This window comes from Arthrobacter halodurans, from assembly GCF_041877255.1.
Lineage (GTDB): Bacteria > Actinomycetota > Actinomycetes > Actinomycetales > Micrococcaceae > Arthrobacter_N > Arthrobacter_N halodurans.
The window spans coordinates 88,138-104,194 of the sequence record NZ_JBHDLJ010000004.1 but is presented as its reverse complement, the minus strand read 5'-3'; the positions used below and the strand labels follow the sequence as shown (position 1 = coordinate 104,194).

Sequence of the window (16,057 nt, the reverse complement as noted above, 5' to 3'; positions counted from 1 at the left end):
GATCGATGGTTGCTTGACTACAGCGTATCGATGTCGCTGGCGTTCCCGGCGGTCGCCGCGTTTTCCGCCTCGAGGGCCGCGAGCCGCTTGGCCTTGCGCTTGTCGTGCAGGACGCAGAACCCGGTCGCCGCGGCGAAGACCACCAGCAGGGGCCCGGCCAGCGCGAACATGGTCAGCGCGTCGCCCCCGGGCGCCGCCATGGCGGCCACGAGGCAGATGAGGAACACGGTGATGCGCCAGTTCTTGACGATCACCTTGCCGGGGAGGATGCCGACGAGGTTCAGCCCCACCATCAGCACCGGGACGATCAGCGCGACGCCGAACGCGAGCAGGAGCCGGATGACGAAGTTGAGGTAGGTGTCCACCTCGACGATGTTGGTGGCCTGCGTGGGGGTCAGCCCGAGGAAGAACGTCAGGGCGTGCGGCAGGACCCAGTAGGCCAGGCCCAGGCCGAAGACGAACAGCGGGACGGACGCGCCGATGAACGCCAGCGCGGTGCGCTTCTCGTTCTTCTTCAGCCCGGGGACGATGAACGCCCACAGCTCGTAGAGCCACACCGGGCTGGACATGACCAGGCCCAGGAACACCGAGATCTTGATCATGTTGTCGAACGGGGAGATCACCGAGCCGAAGTTCACCTCGCCGCCCATGGCGTTCACGGGCGCGATGAGAATCTGCAGGACGGGCTGGTAGAGGAAGAAGCCGCCGACGGTGGCCAGGAACAGCGCGACGAGTGCGACGAAGAGCCGGTTCCGCAGCTCGATCAGGTGCTCTTTGAGGGCCATCCTCCCGTCGGGATTGGAGGCCCGCCCTGCCTTTGGTGCCACGCGCGGCTAGAGGTTGCGGTCGCGCTGGTCCGGATCGACGATCTTGCCCTCGACGGTCTGCTCGGTGGAGTCCGAGGCCTTCGGGTCGTCGTCCTTCATCTGGCGGACCTCGGACTTGAAGATGCGCAGCGACTGGCCGATCGAGCGGGCCAGACCCGGGAGCTTCGGCGCGCCGAACAGCAGCAGCGCGAGCACGATGATGATGACCAGATGCCATCCCTGTAGACCACCCATGGGGAATTCCTTTCGTCTGCTGAAAGTCTACGTCACGGCAGGTCGAGGTCGCGTACCCGTTGGGGCTGCCCGCGGCGGACCTTGGCCTCGATCCGCCGCCGCCGGCGGGCCTCGCGGCGCTCCGCCTTGCCGGCGTCGCGGAACCGGCGCGCCTCCCGCGGGTCGCCGAAGACGGCGGCGAGTCCGGGCTCGGGCCGGTCGGGGTCCTCCGGCGCGGTGAGGGGCGCCGCCTCGCCCAGGTGCAGGCGGTCGGCGGCCTCGCCCGCCTCGTCCAGCAGCCGCATGAAGCCGCGGAACAGGCGGATGCCGCAGAGCACCAGGAACAGGGCGGTCGCCGCCAGGAGGAACAGCCACAGGAGCGTCCAGAACCACCAGGGCATCACGGTGCCACCTCCCCGTAGCCGGACAGCGCGGATTCGAGCCAGGCGCGCGCGGCCCCGGCGAGGTCGGGCGGGTCCACGACGGCCAGGTCCCCGCCGTGGCGGGCCACGAGGCCGGGCAGCTGCTCCGGCGAGGCGATCCGGACCTCGGCCAGGACGGCGCCGTCGGGCCCCCTGGCCGTGCGGCTGGGGGCGTAGTCCTCGAGCAGCCCGGCGAGGCGCGGGCCGAACGCGAGCACGACGACGGCGTCGTCGGCGCCCGGGGTGAAGAGGCGCTCCTGCGGGGCGTGCCGCTCCGCCGAGCGCTCGAAGACCTCGCCGGTGGGTTCGAGCGACTGGATCCGGTCGAGCCGGAAGTTGCGGGGACCGTCGGCCCGGCGGCACCATGCCTGCAGGTAGGTGCGGCCGCCGTCCTCGATGACCCGGACGGGTTCCACCTCGCGGCGGCGCACCTCGTCGCGGGCCGGGCTGTAGTAGCCGATGGAGAGCACCTCGCGCCGGCGCACGGCCGCGTTCAGCACGTCGGTCCGCGCGGCGTCCTCCGTGGAGGCCAGGCGCGCCGAGACCAGCTCGCTGATGTCCCCGAACTCCCCGGCGGCGCGCTGCAGCTTGGCCAGCGCGGAGCGGGCCGCGTCGGGACGCCGCAGCGTCGGCAGGTCCAGGATCGTCTGGAGTCCCACGATGAGCGAGAAGGCCTCCGTGAGGTTGAGCCGGATGGGCTGCGCCAAGCCCTCGGCGTTCGCGATGCTGACCGTGTCGCCCTCGTAGTCGACGTCGATCAACTCGTCCGGGTAGCCGTTGGGCACCCCGCACATGCGGATCATGGTGAGGTCGTCGATGAGGCGGCGGCGGCTGAGCCCGAACCGGGCCGCGGTCTCGTCGATCCGCGGCGAGCCCTCGCGGACCACGTAGGCGATGATGTCGAGGGCGCGCGCCACGACGTCCGTCGCGGGCGGGCGCCCGGTGGCGCGGCTTTCCCTCAGGACGTAGCCGGACGTGTCGCGGTTCTGCGCGGAGAGGGCCGCGCGCAAACGCCGCACGACGGCGGCGCGCAGCGCCTCGGGTTCGACCACGCGGGCCGCGTCGCCCAGCTCGGCGATCTCCGCGGACGTCGCCTCGGCGTCGTGGTAGATCGCGCGGACCAGGTCGAAGCCGCCGGCGGCGCCCTCCGGCGCGGAGCCGGGTTCGTCCGTCGCCGCCTGGGCCCGCAGGGCCAGCCCGCGGCCGGGGCGCAGTTCGATCGAGAACGGGGTGGTTGCGGACCGCGGATCGAGTCCGTCCAGGACGTCGGCCACCCGGAAGCCGTCCGGACGCGCGACGGCGCCCGGGAGGCGGGCGATGGCGGACACGATGCGGGAGAGGCGGAAGATGCGCTGCGCGTCCCGGTCGTGGTCCCGGGCGACCAGGTACCAGTTGCCGAAGCGGCTGCCGATGCCCCAGGGATCCACCTGCCGGCGGCTCTCGGTGCCGTCGGCGCCCCGGTACGCGAACCGGACCGGGGTGCGGTCCCAGACGGCCCGCAGGAGGTCGGGGAACACCGCGTCGCCGGCGTGGAGGCGCGGCTCGAAGGACTCGAACGCGGCGCCGGCATCGCCGTCGCCGTCGCCCGCGAGGGACAGGCGGTTGATGGCGCGCGCCGCGGCCGTCTCCACGGTGGGGTCCTTCCAGACCTTCGCGGCCAGGCCGAGCGCCACGGCCTCCTCCGCGTCGAACGCGACCTCGGGGAGCCGGTACTGCTCGGGCAGGATCCGGTAGCGGCTGTCCTGCCGGTTGGTGTCGCCGGGGGCCTCGCCGCTGATGGTCTCGAGCGGCACGCCCAGGGACCGCAGGTCCTCCTTGTCGCGCTCGAACTTGCGCTCGAACGCGTCCTCGCCCAGCCCCTTGTAGTCCTCGACCCGGTGGCGGAGCTCGTTCTTGGTGTAGCCGCGCTTGCGCGACATCAGGGCGTAGGTGAGGCTGACGAGCTTCTCCGTCCGCGAGGGCGACACGTCGTTCTGTTTGGCAGGCACGGTTTCTACCGTACTACGCGGCAGGCGGCGCGCACCGGGCTCCCCCCGGTGCGCGCCGCCTGTGCGTGGCCGCGGGCCGCGGCCCGCTGATCCGGCTTCCTAGCGCACGCCGACGAGGTCGACGACGAAGATCAGCGTCTCGCCCGGGCCGATGAGCGCGCCGGCACCGCGGTCGCCGTAGGCCAGGTGCGCGGGGATCTCCAGCCGGCGGCGGCCACCGACCTTCATGCCCAGGAGGCCCTGGTCCCAACCCTGGATGACCTGGCCGATGCCGACCGTGAAGTCCAGCGGCTGCCCGCGGTTCCAGGAGGAGTCGAACTCCTCGCCCGTGGACCAGGCGACGCCGACGTAGTGCGCGGAGACGGTCGAGCCCGCCACCACCTCGGTGCCGTCGCCGACGATGATGTCCTCGCTGACCAGCTCCTGGGGCGGGGTGTCCCCGGGGAACTCGATTTCCGGCTTCGTGCGGTCGTACTCGCGCTGTCCAAACGACATGGCGTTCCTTTCGGTCGTGACGGCGCCCGGGGCGTCCCGGCGCGCCGCGTCATGGTCCTGCTGCTTCGGGTCCTGCTGCTTCGGGGTCCTACTTCGCGGACTTGATGTCCACGACGAACACCAGCGGGCCGGTGGGGCGCCCGGTGGCGGGGTCGTCGCCGTAGGCGAGCGACGAGGGGATGCTCAGCACCACCTGGGACCCGACCTTCTGGCCGGCCAGCCCCTGCGTCCACCCCGGGATGACCTCGTTCAGCGAGAACGAGGCGGCCTCGCCGCGGTCGTAGCTGGAGTCGAAGACCTCGCCGTCCTCCCAGCGCACGCCGGCGTAGTCGGCGGTGATGGTGGACTCCTCGGTGAGCGTCTTGCCGTCGCCCTGCTTGAGCACCTGGACCGCCAGGCCCTCCGGCGCCTCCTTGCCCTCGGGGATGGTGATGGCGGGCTTGCCCTCGGAGAACTTCACCGTCGGCAGGGAGCCGTCGGCCTCGAGCTTGTCGACCTCGGCCTTCTCCAGCATGCGCGCCGGCTCCGGCGTCGGCGGGATGTCCTCGGCGCCGACGACCTTCAGAACGAGGACCTCGCTGGCCTTCGCGGGCTCCGCCGGGGCCGAGCTCCCGCCCTCGCCCTCGGCCTCGGGGGCGGGGGTGGCCGGCGTCGGGCGCACGTAGGCCACCCACGACCCGACCTTCGAGCCGAGCAGGATGTTGTAGATCTCCGGGTCGGCTTTCTTCATTTCCTCGGTCAGCGAGAGGATCTGCGGCTCGGAGGCGAAGATGTTGCCCACTTCCTTGCCGTCCTCGGTGTTGTAGCCCGCCAGCTTGTAGGAGACGTTCTGGTTGGCCTTGATCTCGGCGCCGTCACCCTCCTCGAGGACCTTCGCGCCGGCCGCGGTGGCGTTCAGCGGGGCATCGAACGTGACGGTGGGCGCGGTGTTGTCGTCGGCGCCGGGGGTGAGTTCGATCGAGTCGAGCGGCGCCGCCTCGCCGACGGTCTTGGGGGTGGCCGCCCCGCAGGCGGTGAGCACCAGGAGTGCCATCGCCAGCACTAGTGACAGAAGCTTGCGCACGGAATCAACTTTCGTCGGGAACACGGTGTCTTCGCCTCCGGCGCTCGGGCCGGATCATGGCGAACCGCAACCAGCTTAGGCGCTTTCCCTGTGAGGTTTCACAGTCTGCCGCCCCCGTCCGCGCGCAGCGGAACCCGCGGATGCCCCCGGACGCGGGCGTCCGTGCGGCCGGCGGCCGGCTCAGAGGAGGGACAGGAGTTCGTCCACCCTCGGGTCGGAACTGGCGAACGGGTCCTTGCACAGGACGGTCTGCCCCGCGTGGTCGTTGAGCTTCAGGTGCACCCAGTCCACGGTGAAGTCGCGCCCCGCGGCCTTGGCCGCACGCACGAAGTCCCCGCGCAGCTTCGCCCGCGTGGTCTGCGGCGGTGTCGAGCGCGCGTCGTCGATCTCCTCCGGCGTCACGACGCCGGCGGCCAGCCCCCGGGCCCTGAGCAGCTGGAACAGTCCGCGCGTCGGCGAGATGTCGTGGTAGGTCAGATCCAGCTGCGCGATCCGCGGGGAGGACAGGTCCAGCCCGTGCCGCGCCTGGTATCCGGTGACGAGCTTGTGCTTGATGGCCCAGTCGATCTCCGTGTCGATCCCCGACGCGTCGCCGCCGGCCACGGCATCGAGGGACCGGCGCCACAGGTCCATCACGCGCGGCACGTACGGGGTGTGCGCGCCCTCTCGCTCCACGAAGCCGGCGACCTTCGCGAAGAACATCTCCTGCAGCTGCAGCGCCGTCATCTCCCGCCCGCTGGCCAGCCGCACCGGGGCGCGTCCGGTGAGGTCGTGGGAGATCTCGCGGATGCTGCGGATGGGGTTCTCGAGCCGGAAGTCGTCCATGATGGTGCCGGCCTCGATCATGCGCAGCATGAGGTCCGTGGCCCCGACCTTGACCAGCTGCGTGGTCTCGGACATGTTCGAGTCGCCGACGATCACGTGCAGGCGGCGGTAGTGCTCGGCGTCGGCGTGCGGCTCGTCGCGCGTGTTGATGATGGGCCTCGAGCGCGTGGTCGCCGACGAGACGCCCTCCCACACGTGGTCGGCGCGCTGCGAGAACGCGTAGCTGTGGGCGCCGTCGACGGGCAGCACCTTCCCGGCGCCCGCGAACAGCTGGCGCGTGACCAGGAAGGGGATGAGGATCTCCGCCAGGCGCGCGAACTCGAGCCGCCGCGGGATGAGGTAGTTCTCGTGGCAGCCGTAGGAGTTGCCCGCGGAGTCCGTGTTGTTCTTGAACAGGTACACGGAGCCGTTGAAGCCGTCCTCGCGCATGCGCTCCTCGGCGCTCACCACGAGGTCCTGGAGGATGGCCTCGCCGGCCCGGTCGTGGGCGATCAGCTGCGCGACGTCGTCGCACTCCGCCGTCGCGTACTCGGGGTGGGACCCGACGTCGAGGTACAGGCGGGAGCCGTTGGTGAGGAAGACGTTGGAGCTGCGGCCCCACGCGACGACCTTCCGGAAGAGGTAGCGTGCCACCTCCTCGGGCGTGAGGGGCCTGGACCCCGGTGCCGAGTACGAGATCCCGTACTCCGTCTCGATGCCGAAGATCCTGCGGTCCATGCCCTACTCCCCTCGGCCGGCGGCCAGCGCCGCGGCCACGTCGGTGCCGGTCAGCCTGCGGAAGGCGCGGCGGTGCCCGCGGAGGGCCGCCGGGTCGCGGTCGAGCACGGCGACCTCCAGCAGCGCGGTGCCGGCTTCCCCCGCCGGGACTCCGGGCAGGGCGGACGCCGCGGCGCGGATGGCGCCGGCGAAGCCCGCGTCCGGGCCCTCCGGCCCCGCCCAGCCCGCGCGCATCGCGGCGGACACGTGCTCGGCGTCGCCGCCCATGACGATGACGCCCGGCTCGTCGGAGATCGAGCCGTCGAACGTCAGCCGGAACAGGCGGTCCTCCGCGGGGGCCCGGCCGACCTCCACGACCGCCAGCTCCACCTCGAACGGCTTGCTCTCGGCGGTGAACACGGCCCCGAGGCTCTGCGCGTAGACGCTCGCCAGGCCGCGGCCCGTCACGTCCTCGCGGGCGTAGGAGTAGCCGCGCGTGTCGGCGTAGCGCACGCCGATCTGCCGCAGCGACTCGAACTCGTTGTACTTGCCGACGGCGGCGAAGGCGATGCGGTCGTAGATCTCGCCGATCTTGCGCAGCGAGGCCGACGGGTTCTCGGCCACGAGCGCGATGCCCTCGCTGCAGCTGACGACGACGACCGACCGGCCCCGGGTGATGCCCTTCCGGGCGAAGTCCGCCCGGTCCTTCATGAGCTGCTCGGGCGAGACGTAGAACTGCGCGGTCATCTAGGCCTCCCTGCCGGTGATGGAGCGGCGGCGGACGATGTCGGCGGCGGCCTCGGCCAGCACGTCGTCCGCGGCGCGGGCGGCGCCCTCCGCCCCGACGGTGTGCACGACGGGCCACAGCTGCCGCACCAGGTCCGGGCCGCCGGTCGCGGAGTCGTCGTCGGCGGCGTCGTAGAGCGCCTCGACCGCGACCCGGACGGCCAGCTCGCGGTCCATTCCCGGCTGCCAGAGCTTCTTCAGCGCGCCCCGGGCGAAGACGGCGCCGGAGCCGATGCTGTGGTGCTCGAGCTCCTCGAACCGCCCCCCGGTCATGTCGAAGGAGAAGATCCGCCCGTGGCCGCGCCGCGGGTCGAACCCCGCGAACAGCGGCACCACGGACATGCCCTGCAGGGCCATGCCGAGGTTGGCGCGGATCATCGCGGCGAGGCGGTTGGCCTTGCCGTCCAGGCTCAGCAGCGTGCCCTCGATCTTCTCGTAGTGCTCCAGCTCCACCTGGAAGAGCCGGGCGATGTCCAGGGCGATCCCGGCGGATCCCGCCACCCCGACCACCGAGTAGCGGTCCGTGGCCAGGACCTTCTCCATGTGCCGGCTGGCGATGACGTTGCCGATGGTCGCCCGCCGGTCCGCCGCCATCACCGCGCCGCCGTCGTAGGTCAGCGCCACGATCGTCGTCGCGTGCCGGACCTCCCCCGGCTCCGTGGCGCCGGGCGCCGCGGCCTGCCGGGCGCCCCCGGACGGGGGCAGCAGGTCGGGGCGCTCGCGCGCCAGGTACTCGAGGAACGAGGGACCGGCGGGGACGTCCACCGCTACTGGCCGCCCTTCTGGACGAACCCGCGGACGAACTCCTCCGCGTTCTTCTCCAGCACCCCGTCGATCTCGTCGAGCAGGTCGTCCACGCCCTGGGTCTGGCCCTGGGCTCCGGCGGCCGCGGCTCCCGGGACCGGGGCCGACGCGTCCTCCTGCTCCTGGAGCTGCTCGGCGGGCTTGGCCTTGAACTGTTCCTGGGCCATGGCGTCCTCCTTTGTCGCGTGCGGCGGCTGCCGCGGGACGGCTGCTTCGCCGTCGTCTCCATCTTGCCACCCGCTGGGCCCGCCGGCGGCCTAGCGCGTCCCGGAGCGGAGCCGGTCGACGAACTCCCCGATCTCCAGCGAGGCGTCGAAGAGCGGTCCCACCAGCCCGCGGGTCCCGCGCAGCGGCTCGAGCATCGAGACGCGCTCGAGGCCGGGGCGTCCCGGCACGCTGAAGATCAGCGAGTCCCAGCTGGCGCCCACCACGTCGTCCGGATACGCCGTCAGCGCCCGGCCGCGGAAGTACGCCCGGGTGTCCTCGGGCGGCGTGCCGACCGCCGCGGCGACCTGCTCGGGGGTGAAGAGCGTCTCGACCATGCCGCGGGCCGCGAGCCGGTGGTACAGGCCCTTCTCGGGACGGATGTCCGCCCACTGCAGGTCCATCAGCGAGATCCGCGGATCGTCCCAGCCCAGCGAGTGCCGATCCCGGTACTGCTCCATGAGCCGGAGCTTGGCCACCCAGTCGACCTGCCCGGCGGCGGCCGCCACGTCGCGGCGCAGCGTGTCGATGGTCCACTGCCAGCGGGAAAGCACGTCCGTCGTCTGCGCGTCGTCGGCGCCGGTGTCCGCGCAGAGCGCCCGCGCGGCGTCCAGGTAGCCCTCCTGCAGGTCCAACGCCGTCAGCCGACGCCCGTCGGAGAGCTCGACGGCGGCGCGCAGCGTGGGGTCGTGGCTGATGGACTGGAGCGCGGCGACCGGGTCGCGCAAACCGAGGTCCGGGCAGCGGCCGGCCTCGATGAGGGCGAGGACCAGCGAGGTGGTGCCCACGCGCAGGTAGGTGGAGACCTGCCCGAGGTTCGCGTCGCCGACGATCACGTGCAGCCGGCGGTACTTCTCCCACACGGCGTGCGGCTCGTCGCGCGTGTTCACGAGCGGGCGGCGGATGGTCGTCTCGAGGCCGACCTCCGCCTCGAAGAAGTCCGCGCGCTGGCTCACCTGGTAGCCGGGCGCGCGGCCGGCCGCGCCCAGCCCGACCCGCCCCGAGCCGCACAGGACCTGCCGGGAGGCGAAGAACGGGAGCAGTCCCGTGGCGATGTCGTCGAACGGCGTCTGCCGGGGCATGAGGTAGTTCTCGTGCGCCCCGTAGCTCACGCCCTTGTTGTCCGTGTTGTTCTTGTACAGCAGGACCTCCGCGAACCCGGGGCTCTCCGCGATCCGCCGCGCGGCCGCGAGCGTCACGAGGTCCCCGGCCTGGTCCCAGAGGACCGCGTCGCGCGGGTTGGTGGTCTCCGGGGACGAGTACTCCGGGTGCGCGTGGTCCACGTAGAGCCGCGCGCCGTTGCCCAGTACCATGTTCATGAGCACGTGCCCGGCCGCGTCGGCCCCCTCGTCGAGCACCTCGCTGTACAGGGTCTCGCCCGCGCGGGCGTCGCCGCCTGCGAGGGCGACCTGCTCGGCCGTGAGTTCGCGGGGCGCGTCCGTCAGCTGCGTGGGATCCGCGCCCGCCCGCGGCACGCTCCACCCGCGGGCGTCGCTCAGCGGGGTCTCGTCGGCGTAGTCCCAGCGGGTCCCGGCGAGGTGGCCGTACCCCTGCCGGACCGTCGCCGCGTACGCGTTGACCACTTGGGCCGAGAGCAGCGTGGAGTTGGCGCCGGGTGCGGACGGCGCCAGGACGCCGTACTCGGTCTCGAGGCCGACGACGCGGCGGACCGTCACAGGTATTGCCCGGTGTTGGTGTACGGGCCGGGGCCCTCCGCCTCGAGGCTGCGGCCGACGCCGGCGCTCCCCTTGTCCTGCACGATGGTCCGGATGTAGGTGATGCGCTCGCCCTTCTTGCCCGAGATGCGCGCCCAGTCGTCCGGGTTGGTCGTGTTGGGCATGTCCTCGTGCTCGTGGAACTCGTCGACCACGCCGCGCAGCAGGTGCTCGATCCGCAGGCCCCGCACCCCCGTGGTCAGCAGGTCCTTGATGGCGGACTTCTTGGCCCGGTCGACGACGTTGCGGATGACGGCGCCCGAGTTGAAGTCCTTGAAGTAGAGGATCTCGGTCTCGCCGTTGGCGTAGGTGACCTCCAGGAACTCGTTGCCCTTCTCCGTGGAGTACATGGCCTCCACCGTCTGCCGGATCATCTCCCGGACGGTGGCCTCCGGGTCGCCCCCGTGCTCGGCCACGTCCTCGGGGTGCAGCGGGACGGCCGTGGTGAGGTACTTGGCGAAGATCTCCGCGGCACCCTCCGCGTCGGGGCGCTTGACCTTGATCTTCACGTCCAGCCGTCCCGGGCGCAGGATCGCCGGGTCGATCATGTCCTCCCGGTTGGACGCGCCGATCACGATCACGTTGTCCAGCTTCTCCACTCCGTCGATCTCGCTGAGTAGCTGCGGCACGATCGTCGTCTCGACGTCGGAGGACACGCCCGTTCCGCGCGTGCGGAACAGCGAGTCCATCTCGTCGAAGAACACCACCACCGGGTTGCCCCCGGCCGCCTTCTCGCGGGCGCGGGCGAAGATGAGCCGGATGTGCCGCTCGGTCTCCCCCACGTACTTGTCCAGCAGCTCCGGGCCCTTGATGTTCAGGAAGTAGCTGCGGGCGGCGGCCCCGCCGCGCAATTCCGCCGTCCGCTCCGCGAGCGAACTGGCCACGGCCTTGGCGATGAGCGTCTTGCCGCACCCCGGGGGGCCGTACAGCAGGATGCCCTTGGGCGCCTTGAGCCCGTGCTCCCGGTAGAGGTCGGCGTGGAGGAACGGGAGCTCGACCGCGTCGCGGATCTGCTCGATCTGCGTGCCGAGCCCGCCGATGTCCGCGTAGGAGATGTCCGGGACCTCCTCGAGGATCAGCGACTGCATGTCGGAGAGGTGCACCCGCTCGATCGCGAGACCGGTCCGCGGGTCGATCGCCAGCGTGTCCCCGACCCGGACCCGCTCGCGCATCAGCGGCCCGCCGAGGCGCACCACCTTCTGGTCGTCGGCCCGGCCGACGGCGACGACGCGCCCGTCGTCGAGGATCTCCTTGACCGCCACCAGCTCGCCGGCGGCCTCGAAGCCCAGCCCCGCCACGACCGTCAGCGACTCGTTGAGCAGCACCTCCTGGCCGACCTCGAGCGCCTCGAAGTCCAGCAGCGGGCTGACCGCCACGCGCAGCTTCCGGCCGCCCTGCATGATGTCGACGCTCTGGACGGTGGACGCGGCGATCGCCTTGCCCGGCGCGGGCTGGCTCTTGGGGTTGCGCTGGACGATCGTGCCGTGGCTGAACGGGGTGTCGCCGTCCTTGTCCAGCGCCGCCTTGAGCGTGACGATCTCCTCGCGCGTGCGCTCGAGGATGGCCACCATCCGGCTGTTGTTCTGGCCGGCGGCGCCCAGCTGCCGGTCGAGGTTGCGCGCCTTGTCCCGCAGGACGTTCAGCTGCCGCTCGGCGACGCCCAGTTGGGCCTCCAGCCGTGCGGCGCGGGCCTCGGCGTCAGGGCCGGCTCCGGCCTGCGGTTCCGTTGCCATGTCAGCACCCCTCTGTTCTCCGCCGCCCGTCGGGGGCGGCTGCTTCCATCGTAGCCAGCGCCGCGGCAGCGGCCCTATTGTTCGCTGCCGGCGTCCTTCACAGTGCCGGCGTCCCCGACGGTGCCGGCGTCCTTCACAGTGCCGGCGTCCCCGACGCTGCCGGGGTCCCTCACGGCGCCGTCGTCGTCGCGGAAGGCGCCGCGCTGCACGGTGGACGCGGCGTCCTTCGCGGCCCGGCGCAGCCGCTTGTCGGAAACGCCGCGCTCGCCGAGGCCCGGGGCGTTCCACACCTCGGGGTCGTGGCCGTGGGTCCAGGCGTTGAGGTCCTCCTCGGCGAACTCCATGTTCTTGGCGCGCTTCTGCCCCGGGATCCCGGCCGCGCCGTCCGCAAGCCGCCGGGCGGTCATCAGGAACCCGGTGTGCGCCACCATGCGGTGGTCGGGGCGGACGGCGAGCCCGTCCAGGTGCCAGCCGCGGACCATGGACTCCCAGGCCTCCGGCTCGGTGAACCTCCCGTCGGCGCGGATGGCCTCGGCGGTGCGTGACAGCTGCGTCACGGTGGCCACGTAGTTGACCCAGACGCCCCCCGGCGCCAGGACCGTGGCGACGGCGTCGACGCATTCCCAGGGCGCCAGCATGTCCAGCACCACGCGGTCCACGGATCCGGGCTCCTCCGTCTCGAGGACCTTCTCCTGGAAGTCCCCGAGGGTGATGTCCCAGGCGGGGTGCCGTCCGCCGAAGATGGTCTCGACATTGCCGCGGGCAATGTCGGCGAACTCCTCGCGGCGCTCGAAACTGTGCAGGTAGCCGGAGTCGCCGACGGCCCGCAGCAGCGAGATGGACAGCGCGCCGGAGCCGACCCCGGCCTCGACGACGCGGGCGCCCGGGAAGATGTCGCCCATGGTCACGATCTGCGCGGCGTCCTTGGGGTAGACGACGGCGGCCCCGCGCGGCATCGAGAGCACGAAGTCCTTCAGCAGCGGGCGCAGCGCCTGGTAGCGGTGCCCCGTGGTGTTCTCCACGACGACGCCCTCGGGCTGGCCGATCAGCGCGTTGTGCTCCAGGACGCCCTTGTGGGTGTGGAAGGCCCCGTCCGGCGTCAGCGTGATGGTGTTCATGCGGCGCTTCTGGTCGGTGAGCTGCACGCGGTCACCGGCGCGGAACGGCCCGCGGCGGCCGGCCGCCCCGTGTGGGGCGGGCTGCCCCGCGGCAGGGTTCGCGGGGGCGGGGCTTTGCTGCTCTTCTGACATGCTGTGGCTCATTCCGGTGGGGGTCGGGGTGTTGGCTGGGGTTCTGGTGGCGGTGTGGCGTCGGCGGAATCGGGGTTTCGGCGGAGGAGGGCCCCGGTGGAGTCCGGCGGGTCCAGCGTCGTCCGGGCTACGGGCCGCGGCGACCGGTGACGGCGCCGACGACCGCCGACTGGCCGAGGAGCCCAACGACGCGGCCGCCGTCGAGCACGGCGTACTCGCTGCCGCCGAGGCCGGCGAGGTAGGTGATGAGGTCCCGGCCGGTTCCCGCGACGTCGACGACGGCGCCGGGGGCCAGGGCGCGGGCGACGGTCCCCGCGGGCGTGGCGGCCCGCACGCCCGCCGGGACGGAGGCGAGCGAGGCGCCGTCCACCACGGCCTCCGGCGTGCCGTCGGCGGCGACGAGCACCACGTGGCCCGGGCGCTCCGCGAGCCGTCGGTCGATGTCCTCGACGGTCGCCGCGGACGCGAGGGCGCTGGCGGGCTCCATGAGGCCGCGCACGGTGACGCGGGGCAGGCGCTGGCGCATGCGCGCCTCGCGGATCGCCTGTCCGGCCCCGGCCCAGAGGAAGGCGCCGACGAGCAGCGAGACGATCGTCAGCTGCAGGTCCAGCTGCCGCCCGGTCACCAGCGGCAGTCCGACGAAGTACGCGACCAGGCCGATCACGATCAGCCGGCCCGCCCAGCCGGCCGCGACGGTTCCACGCTCCTGGGAGCCCGTGGCCCGCCACACCGCGGACTCGACCAGGCGGCCGCCGTCGAGCGGCAGCCCGGGGAGCACGTTGAAGACGGCGACGAGGAAGTTGGCCCACACGAGGATGTTCAGCAGGAGCCCGGCGACCCCCTGCGGCTCCGCCACGGCCATCACGGCGTAGCCGGCACCGGCCAGCGCGAAGTTCGCCGCGGGCCCGGCGAGGGCCACGAGCAGCGAGCGGCCCGGCGTCGCGTGGAAGCTGCCGAACTGGGTGTGGCCGCCCCAAAGGGTCAGGACGATGCGGGCCCCCGGCCACCCGAACGCCTGGGCGCTGAGCGCGTGGGCCAGCTCGTGGACCAGCACGGAGAGCAGGAGCAGCAGGGCGTACGCGAGCGCGACGGCGTACGCGCCGGACCCGATCCCGGGCAGCGCCCGGGCGACGTCCGGGGAGAAGACGACGACGATGAACGCCGCGATCACGAACCAGGACCAGGCGAGCGAGACGGGCACCCCGAAGACGCGGCCCAGCGGGATGCCGGTCCGCTTCTCCTGCTCGACGGCGGTCACGGCAGCTCCACCGCACCGCCCCCGGCGCCGCCGTTCCGGGAGCGGACGAAGGTGTCCAGCGCCGGCGCGGTGACGCCGTGGAGCGTCGGCCAGAGGGCCCAGTCCTCCGAGGCGGGGAGGGGCAGGAAGTGCGGCACCGCGATGGTCGTCGCGCCGCTGGCGGACGCCGAAGCGACGCCGGGGGCGGAGTCCTCGATGGCCACCACGCGGCGCGGGTCGACCCCGGGCACGTGCGCGCCAAGCCGGTCGAGTGCCAGCAGGTAGGGCTCGGGGTGCGGCTTGCCGCGCCGGACCATGTCCCCGGTCACGCGGAAGCGGAAGGTGCCCTCCGGCAGCGCGTCGGCGACCAGCCCGGCCAGCGGTCCCTCCGACATGGTGACCATGGCGCACGGGACGCCGTGGCCGGCCAGGTCCTCCAGCAGTTCCCGCGCGCCGGGGCGCCAGGGCACGGATTCCCGGACGCCGTCGCAGACGGATTGCGTCAGGATGTCGATGATTTCGCGGATCTCCAGCCGGACCCCGGCCTCCTGGAGCATGCCGGCGCTGGTCGGGAGCGCCTGGCCCACGAGTCGGAGCGCGTCCTCGTCCGTCCAGGAGCCGCCGTGGGAGTGCACCAGGGCCTTCTCGGCCGCGATCCAATAAGGTTCGGTGTCGACGATCGTGCCGTCCATGTCCCACAGGACCGCCTGGATTCCGTGGCGGGCGTCGAAGGCGTTCGCGGGCGTGGTCGCGGGCAGGGAGGTGAGGGGCATGTTCCGATTCTACCGGCGGCCCACCTAGCGCCCGCGCGCGATCGCGTTAGGGTGAGACCGTGGCAGAGCAATTCCCAGAGCGCAGCTCACTGACCGACATCGTCGCGGCCGGTGCCGCGGCGACCGACGGCAAGCGGCCCACCATCATGGTGGTCGCCTTCGAGGGCTGGAACGACGCGGGCGAGGCGGCGAGCGACGCCGTGCGCACCCTGGCCCGCGCATGGAAGGCGCGGAAGGTCGCGCAGCTCGGCGACGACGACTACTACGACTACCAGTTCTCCCGGCCCACCGTGCGACGCAACGCCGCCGGGAAACGGGTGATCCAGTGGCCGTCCACCCGCATGTTCCGGGCGCGGATTCCCGGGAGCGACGTCGATGTCCTGCTGGTCCGCGGCGTCGAGCCGACGTACCGGTGGCAGGCCTTCACCGCGGAGCTCCTGACCCGGGCCGAGGTGGAGAACGTCAAGGCCGTGGTCCTCGTGGGCGCCCTCCTGGCCGACGTGCCGCACAGCCGCCCGCTGCCCGCGACGGTGACAAGCGAGGACGCGGCGCTCCGGACGGCGCTGCGCGCCGAGGCCGCGACCTACGAGGGGCCCACGGGCATTCTGGGGGTCCTGGCCGAGACCGCCGACTCCGCCGGACTGCCCACCGTGTCCATCTGGGCCGCCGTGCCGCACTACGTCGGCCAGTCGCCGTCGCCCAAGGCGGCGCTGGCGCTGCTGCGACGGCTCGAGGACGTCCTGCGCGTGGGGCTCGATGTCCAGGCGCTGGCCGAGGACGCGGACGCGTGGGAACGCGGCGTGAACGAGCTGGCCGCCGAGGACCCGGAGATTGCCGCCTACGTGCGGCAGCTCGAGGAGACCCAGGACGCGGCCGAGCTCCCGGAGGCCTCGGGCGAGTCGATCGCCCGCGAGTTCGAGCGCTACCTCAAGCGGCGGGACCGGGGGGACCGCGGGGGCCGCGACGGGCACGACGGGCGCTCCGGCGGCGACGACGGACGGTCGGGCGGCGACTGAGGCGGTCTTC

General features: G+C 72.6%; 16 protein-coding genes. 1 reads left to right on the top strand and 15 read right to left on the bottom strand.

Annotated elements, in window-relative coordinates; all coding sequences use genetic code 11:
• Positions 1-17: 17 nt before the first annotated feature.
• The 15 genes from tatC to ACETWP_RS06480 all read right to left on the bottom strand — a co-directional run bounded on the left by tatC (position 18) and on the right by ACETWP_RS06480 (position 15,031).
• Positions 18-785 (bottom strand): twin-arginine translocase subunit TatC, encoded by a 768-nt coding sequence (gene tatC, locus ACETWP_RS06550; protein ID WP_373971415.1) that lies wholly within the window; start codon positions 783-785, stop codon positions 18-20.
• A 48-nt stretch (positions 786-833) separates the two neighbouring features.
• The gene (tatA, locus tag ACETWP_RS06545) at positions 834-1,061 is read right to left on the bottom strand and encodes a Sec-independent protein translocase subunit TatA (protein WP_373971414.1); all 228 of its coding nucleotides are present in this window, start codon (positions 1,059-1,061) and stop codon (positions 834-836) included.
• Between the two features lie 32 nt (positions 1,062-1,093).
• Complete coding sequence (locus ACETWP_RS06540) at positions 1,094-1,441, bottom strand: hypothetical protein (protein ID WP_373971413.1); 348 nt, start codon at positions 1,439-1,441, stop codon at positions 1,094-1,096.
• Positions 1,441-3,450, bottom strand: a complete 2,010-nt coding sequence (locus tag ACETWP_RS06535; protein ID WP_373971412.1) for a helix-turn-helix transcriptional regulator — start codon at positions 3,448-3,450, stop codon at positions 1,441-1,443. The genes ACETWP_RS06540 and ACETWP_RS06535 overlap by 1 nt, the downstream gene beginning before the upstream one ends.
• A 99-nt stretch (positions 3,451-3,549) precedes the next feature.
• Positions 3,550-3,945, bottom strand: coding sequence for an FKBP-type peptidyl-prolyl cis-trans isomerase (locus tag ACETWP_RS06530; RefSeq protein ID WP_373971411.1), 396 nt, complete (start codon positions 3,943-3,945; stop codon positions 3,550-3,552).
• 88 nt (positions 3,946-4,033) lie between these two features.
• On the bottom strand, positions 4,034-5,008 hold the full coding sequence (locus tag ACETWP_RS06525) for an FKBP-type peptidyl-prolyl cis-trans isomerase (protein ID WP_373971410.1): 975 nt from the start codon (positions 5,006-5,008) through the stop codon (positions 4,034-4,036).
• A 180-nt stretch (positions 5,009-5,188) separates the two neighbouring features.
• Entirely contained in the window at positions 5,189-6,550 is a 1,362-nt protein-coding gene (gene pafA, locus ACETWP_RS06520; protein WP_373971409.1) for a Pup--protein ligase, read from the bottom strand.
• Between the two features lie 3 nt (positions 6,551-6,553).
• Positions 6,554-7,276, bottom strand: coding sequence for a proteasome subunit alpha (gene prcA / locus ACETWP_RS06515; RefSeq protein ID WP_373971408.1), 723 nt, complete (start codon positions 7,274-7,276; stop codon positions 6,554-6,556).
• The gene (gene prcB / locus ACETWP_RS06510) at positions 7,277-8,080 is read right to left on the bottom strand and encodes a proteasome subunit beta (protein WP_373971407.1); all 804 of its coding nucleotides are present in this window, start codon (positions 8,078-8,080) and stop codon (positions 7,277-7,279) included.
• A 2-nt stretch (positions 8,081-8,082) separates the two neighbouring features.
• Positions 8,083-8,286, bottom strand: coding sequence for a ubiquitin-like protein Pup (locus ACETWP_RS06505; protein ID WP_373971406.1), 204 nt, complete (start codon positions 8,284-8,286; stop codon positions 8,083-8,085).
• 90 nt (positions 8,287-8,376) lie between these two features.
• Entirely contained in the window at positions 8,377-9,999 is a 1,623-nt protein-coding gene (gene dop / locus ACETWP_RS06500) for a depupylase/deamidase Dop (RefSeq protein ID WP_373971405.1), read from the bottom strand.
• Positions 9,996-11,771 (bottom strand): proteasome ATPase, encoded by a 1,776-nt coding sequence (gene arc, locus ACETWP_RS06495; protein ID WP_373971404.1) that lies wholly within the window; start codon positions 11,769-11,771, stop codon positions 9,996-9,998. The genes dop and arc overlap by 4 nt, the downstream gene beginning before the upstream one ends.
• Before the next feature lie 74 nt (positions 11,772-11,845).
• Positions 11,846-13,021, bottom strand: coding sequence for a tRNA (adenine-N1)-methyltransferase (locus ACETWP_RS06490; protein ID WP_373971403.1), 1,176 nt, complete (start codon positions 13,019-13,021; stop codon positions 11,846-11,848).
• A 127-nt stretch (positions 13,022-13,148) separates the two neighbouring features.
• Positions 13,149-14,279, bottom strand: a complete 1,131-nt coding sequence (locus ACETWP_RS06485) for a site-2 protease family protein (protein ID WP_373971402.1) — start codon at positions 14,277-14,279, stop codon at positions 13,149-13,151.
• The gene (locus ACETWP_RS06480) at positions 14,276-15,031 is read right to left on the bottom strand and encodes an HAD family hydrolase (RefSeq protein WP_373971401.1); all 756 of its coding nucleotides are present in this window, start codon (positions 15,029-15,031) and stop codon (positions 14,276-14,278) included. The genes ACETWP_RS06485 and ACETWP_RS06480 overlap by 4 nt, the downstream gene beginning before the upstream one ends.
• Positions 15,032-15,120: 89 nt before the next feature.
• On the opposite strand from ACETWP_RS06480, the gene ACETWP_RS06475 reads away from it, so the two are divergent.
• A complete protein-coding gene (locus tag ACETWP_RS06475; protein WP_373971624.1) occupies positions 15,121-16,047 on the top strand; it encodes a PAC2 family protein in 927 nt (308 codons plus the stop codon).
• Positions 16,048-16,057: the final 10 nt, after the last annotated feature.

What these genes read in the sequence shown, in the direction of transcription:
- tatC (WP_373971415.1), bottom strand. Translation starts at nt 785, where the DNA reads ATGGCCCTCAAAGAGCACCTGATCGAGCTGCGGAACCGGCTCTTCGTC.
- tatA (WP_373971414.1), bottom strand. Translation starts at nt 1,061, where the DNA reads ATGGGTGGTCTACAGGGATGGCATCTGGTCATCATCATCGTGCTCGCG.
- ACETWP_RS06540 (WP_373971413.1), bottom strand. Translation starts at nt 1,441, where the DNA reads ATGCCCTGGTGGTTCTGGACGCTCCTGTGGCTGTTCCTCCTGGCGGCG.
- ACETWP_RS06530 (WP_373971411.1), bottom strand. Translation starts at nt 3,945, where the DNA reads ATGTCGTTTGGACAGCGCGAGTACGACCGCACGAAGCCGGAAATCGAG.
- pafA (WP_373971409.1), bottom strand. Translation starts at nt 6,550, where the DNA reads ATGGACCGCAGGATCTTCGGCATCGAGACGGAGTACGGGATCTCGTAC.
- prcA (WP_373971408.1), bottom strand. Translation starts at nt 7,276, where the DNA reads ATGACCGCGCAGTTCTACGTCTCGCCCGAGCAGCTCATGAAGGACCGG.
- ACETWP_RS06505 (WP_373971406.1), bottom strand. Translation starts at nt 8,286, where the DNA reads ATGGCCCAGGAACAGTTCAAGGCCAAGCCCGCCGAGCAGCTCCAGGAG.
- arc (WP_373971404.1), bottom strand. Translation starts at nt 11,771, where the DNA reads ATGGCAACGGAACCGCAGGCCGGAGCCGGCCCTGACGCCGAGGCCCGC.
- ACETWP_RS06490 (WP_373971403.1), bottom strand. Translation starts at nt 13,021, where the DNA reads ATGTCAGAAGAGCAGCAAAGCCCCGCCCCCGCGAACCCTGCCGCGGGG.
- ACETWP_RS06480 (WP_373971401.1), bottom strand. Translation starts at nt 15,031, where the DNA reads ATGCCCCTCACCTCCCTGCCCGCGACCACGCCCGCGAACGCCTTCGAC.